This window comes from Sulfuricurvum sp. IAE1 (assembly GCF_004347735.1).
Classification (GTDB): domain Bacteria; phylum Campylobacterota; class Campylobacteria; order Campylobacterales; family Sulfurimonadaceae; genus Sulfuricurvum.
In genome coordinates, this window is record NZ_SLTI01000011.1 from 1 (window position 1) to 4,855 (window position 4,855).

4 protein-coding genes are annotated in these 4,855 nt (G+C 40.4%); 2 read left to right on the forward strand and 2 right to left on the reverse strand.

What is annotated here, in order from left to right; genetic code table 11:
- Positions 1-245: 245 nt before the first annotated feature.
- Positions 246-2,108, forward strand: a complete 1,863-nt coding sequence (locus E0765_RS02570; protein WP_165921631.1) for a penicillin-binding transpeptidase domain-containing protein — start codon at positions 246-248, stop codon at positions 2,106-2,108.
- Between the two features lie 162 nt (positions 2,109-2,270).
- A complete protein-coding gene (locus E0765_RS02575) occupies positions 2,271-2,759 on the forward strand; it encodes an acyl-CoA thioesterase (protein ID WP_132811670.1) in 489 nt (162 codons plus the stop codon).
- 49 nt (positions 2,760-2,808) lie between these two features.
- Here E0765_RS02575 and E0765_RS02580 read toward each other — a convergent pair whose 3' ends face one another.
- Both E0765_RS02580 and E0765_RS02585 read right to left on the reverse strand, forming a co-directional pair.
- Complete coding sequence (locus E0765_RS02580; protein ID WP_132811671.1) at positions 2,809-3,525, reverse strand: hypothetical protein; 717 nt, start codon at positions 3,523-3,525, stop codon at positions 2,809-2,811.
- 36 nt (positions 3,526-3,561) lie between these two features.
- The coding region (locus E0765_RS02585; RefSeq protein WP_165921632.1) for a class I tRNA ligase family protein at positions 3,562-4,855 on the reverse strand (1,294 nt) is incomplete at its 5' end.

Here is a 4,855-nt window from a genome sequence, read left to right on the forward strand (position 1 = left end):
AAATAAGGAATATGAAATAGCATATATAATCCGTGCTGAACTCCCCGGCAGTTTCATCATGCGTCCGTCAAGGATAAGCTGCATGTATGAGGAGTCTGTGCAGGGATGGAGTCAGCCTGCGATTATTGATGTTAATAATGAATAAATTCTTCAGGAGGGGGATTTTTCCCCCTCTTCTCTTCACTTTTATTATACTTCTCTTCCCGGATACTTCAGTTACGCATTCACAGCATAACAGCTGCACTATGGTAAAAATTAATATTCTCTCAAAACATCTGAGACTATTAAAAGAAAATAAAACCGCCGAACTGAAGTTTAACTTCCCTGCAAGGACTGTGATACGTTATGATGACTCGGAATTTTTTACGAACTCGCTGAAGATCCAGTATTCAGACGGTATTTACAGTATCTTCTGTGAGAACAGATCCCTTAATTTCAAAAAATGCGTTATATACTCTCATGATAATAATGCTCTTTGCAGAATTAAAATAGATGATGCATACAGGCTCTATCCTCTCCCCCTTGAAATTACACGCCAGATGGGGGCTCTGAAAATTTTTGTCCACGAAACTCCGGCACAGTACGCAGTGGATTCAGCCTCTGCTGAACTTGGCTACACTCCCCCGGAGAAAACCGAAGCGCTTTTCGCTCTCGCACTTGCAATTAATGGAAGATGCCGCATTGACTCTCTGAAAAAAAAACATCCTGACTCGGATTTCTGCGATCTCACCTGCTGCCAGACTTATAAAGGGAGGAGCGGACTTAATCCTGTAAGCGGGCCTTACATTAATACATCTGCTATCGCTTACGGACTATTCTTTCATACATCCAGCGGCGGCAGGCTCTTCTCAGAATCAGTATTCAATTCAGGAAAGAGAAAAATTAAACCACCGGCAGATATTCTCTATGCGGAAAACCTTATGCTGAGCAAAAATCTTCACAGGACCTGGTCTGCCTCCATCAGGGCGGATGAACTCTCATCAATTATATGTTCCGGCAAAAACATGCAAGTGCATGGGATTGACTATAACCCTGCAAATGAGATCATCTATCTGCGCACAAATATTGGGATAACTGATATTGCCCCTGAGGAATTCCGCCTGAAAGTAAACAGAAAAAAAGGGTGGAACTTTATCAAGAGCAATAACTACTCCGTTAGTTTCAATAACTCTGAATTTAATTTTACCGGTTCCGGCCTGGGACATTGCACAGGCATAAGTCTTGATGGAGCGTTACAGCTTGCGGACAGAGGTTATTCACGATATGAAATACTTGAGCATTACTACCCGGATCTGAAATATCTCCAGAACGGAAAAGCTGACCGGAGCTATCAGTATGTTACATACAACATACATAACGGAAATATAAAATCTGCTTCAACCGGGGCCTCTCTTCTGGAAAGGAGAATCCCGTGCGGTTCCCTATTCAAGCTCTTTACTGTTATATACCTCGCCAGTGAAAGGCCCGATCTCTTTTTCAATTATACATATAACTGTTCTGCAGAAAACCCTCACCCTTTACCTGACCACTGCTGGGACAGAAAGGGCCATGGCCCGACAGACATAAGGAGCGCAATTTATAACTCATGCAACATCTACTTCGCCTCACTGTATAATGAAATCAATAAAGATCAATTTACAAAATGGTTCAACAGATTTGTAAAATCCAGGGGGATATCCATGCGTCTCCCTGAAACAAAAAATAACAAAGAATGGAGTGAACTCCTTGCCGGACTCAACTTCAGTACCGATATTTCTGTGAGAGATATTATGGCGCTCACTATGTATATTCACAACCCGGACAACGCGATTTCCTCAGATGCCTCTGCTGTAATATCCGGTGCACTTAAAAAAACATTCACTGAAGGTACAGCAAAACCCGCGAAGAACAGAACTGATACACTCATCGAACCTGCTGCTATTTCCCCTGAAATATGGGGAAAAACAGGAACAGTTATTGCTGGGACAAACTCCCATCACTCTTACGGCCTGTTCACTGGAGGAAGCAATGATACCGGTATTATTGTAATTCTCAGAAAAGGGAAAGGTACAGATGCCGCACATCTTGCTTTATCCCTTATGAATAAAAAGATTCCGGAAAAGCTGTAATTATTTAAACCGGAAATATTTCTCCGCAAAAAAAATAAAAAAAACAGTTGCCGGTATATAAACAATTTATTATTATAAAATATTAGTATTTAATTAAAATCTAAAAATCGCATGACAGACATTTTAATTTTAAAAAAAACATTTTTTAATAAGGAGAGAATTATGGAACCTAAAAGCGTAAAAGATAGCAGTATAACAGTTGTACAGCAGATGACTCACCAGGATGCGAACCTTGCGGGCAACGTACATGGCGGAACTATAATGAAGCTTATAGATAATACCGCAGGTATAGTAGGGGTAAGACATACCGGCGGTAACGTAGTAACAGCCTCAATTGACAGAATCGACTTTCACTCACCGGTTTTTGTCGGAGATCTTCTTCGTGTAAGCGCCAGCATCAATTATGTGGGAACAAAATCAATGGAGATCGGTGTACGTATTGAAGCGGAAAACTTTGTTACAGGGGAAGTAAGGCATACAGGTTCCGCTTACCTTACATTTGTATCCCTTGATGAAAATCTAAAAACAAAGCAGATACCACAGATTATACTGGAAACTGATGATGAGAAGAGAAGGAGCTGTGAGGCACTGCAGAGAAAAGAAGCAAGACTCCATGCTCTTGAAATGGGGAAAGTGAAGTGCAAAATATAAAAAAATTTTTTCTCCCCCGTATTTTACCGGGGGAGATATTTAAATAGAATTATTTCGCTGAAAGAACTTTTGGTGCCCTTATTTTAAAAAGTCCTTCAACATATTCTTTTACAACAGGATCATTAGTATCCCTGCAGTAAACTGAATATTTCAGAACAGGCTTAATCTCTGTACCGTAGTTCTTCCTGTAATATTCTGTCCTGAACTGAAGATAATATCCTCCGGCATTTTTCCCGTAAGTAAATCTTGCGGAGTATTTGTTTGTCTCATCAATTTCAAAAAGCTTTATATTGAATCCGTACACGTCTTCAAAAACCGCGATTTTATCATCTTTCTTAAGCATAGCTTCAAGGGCATCTGAAGACTTCATTTCATCCGTATAGTTATTTTTATAAATGCTCCCTGTAATAATCTGCTTTTTCAGTTTTGCCAGATCAGTAGTAAAAAATCTGGAGTCAGATGATTTCTTAATTCTGTAATTCCTGCTTTGAGGGAAATATTCAGTAACCGAATCAACGGTGTTGTCATTTCCCTTGTCTGTAATAAGAACAATAACCTTTTCAACACCTGAAAAATCTCCAATTACAATATAACTGTCGTTATCAATTGCCTGAAGGAACATATAATTTTTATTATCATCAGGCACAGGAAAATATTTAACCCTGTCAGCAGTTACAGGTTTAATCTGAAGGTCATCCAGCGCTATTGAAAACGCGGAAGAGCTCAGTATAAGCATAAATAATGTAAGTGTAAAAATACGTTTCATTTTATCCTCCGGGATAGTTAATGTTTTCTATAGTTACTAATTCAGCTTTGAGAGGCTCTCCTGAAGCTTCTCAAGCATATCTCTGTACTCTTTCTGTTTTGCTCTCTCTTTTTCTATAACATCAGCAGGGGCTTTTCCGGTAAAGCTCTCATTATTCAGCTTCCCTTCAACTCTCTGAAGTTCCTGGATAATTTTCCCGATCTCCTTTTCAAGCCTCGCCTTCTCCTTATCAGTGTCGATAAGGCCTTTAAGCGGTAAAAATATTTCGAGGTCAGTCATAACTGCTGAAGCATCCGTTTTTTCAGGGGTATAATCCGCGTCAATTGCAACAGATTCAACTTTCGCGAGTGCCTGAATGTGTACAGATTCTGTATTTATTATTTTAATCATTAACGGGTTCACTGTTTTAAACACAACCGCAGCTTTTTTGTCAGGGGGAATATTCATCTCCCCCCTTATGTTTCTGATTTTATATATTATCTCCTTAAAGGTTTCAGCATAAAGCGATTCATCAGCAAAAACCATTGAAGAACTATATTCAGGCCACTGCGATACCATAATATCAGTTTCTACATCAGTCTTTATAATGCTCCAGATCTCCTCAGTTATAAAAGGCATAAAGGGGTGGAGGAGTTTGAGACCTGTTTTAAGAACATGGTATAACACCTGTTTGGCCGCATCAGAAGAATCTCCCGATGCCGGGTCCTTTGAGTAGATCCTCTGCTTCACCAGTTCAAGATACCAGTCGCAGAATTCGTTCCACCAGAATTCGTACATCAGATTTGCAGCTTCGTTAAACCTGTACTCCTCAAGCGCAGCATTGACATTCTTTACAGCCATATTTGCAGTGTGCAGCATCCACCTGTCGAATACTTCAAGCTTCGAAGTATCAGGCATTGCGGGCTTGAAATCTTCACCCAGGTTCATCAGTATAAATCTTGTTGCATTCCATATCTTGTTGCAGAAAGACCTGTACCCCTCAATCCTCTTCTCTGAAAGGATGATGTCTCTCCCCTGGGCAGCAAAAGCCGCAAGGGTGAACCTGAATGCATCTGTACCGTAGCTTTCAATCATAATGAGAGGATCAATTACGTTCCCCTTGGACTTGCTCATCTTCTGGCCATGCTCATCACGCACAAGGGCGTGAATGTAGACATCCTTAAAGGGTATGTCATCCATGAACTTCACGCCTGTCATGATCATCCTTGCAACCCAGAAGAATATTATATCAAAACCTGTAACAAGCACGCTTGTGGGATAATATTTTTTCAGTTCAGGAGTGCTATCAGGCCACCCCATAGTTGAGAAAGGCCAGAGCGCGGAGGAGAAC

Excerpts from the sequence above, each read along its gene's own strand:
- E0765_RS02570 (WP_165921631.1), top strand. The coding sequence starts at position 246 with ATGGTAAAAATTAATATTCTCTCAAAACATCTGAGACTATTAAAAGAA.
- E0765_RS02575 (WP_132811670.1), top strand. The coding sequence starts at position 2,271 with ATGGAACCTAAAAGCGTAAAAGATAGCAGTATAACAGTTGTACAGCAG.
- E0765_RS02580 (WP_132811671.1), bottom strand. The coding sequence starts at position 3,525 with ATGAAACGTATTTTTACACTTACATTATTTATGCTTATACTGAGCTCT.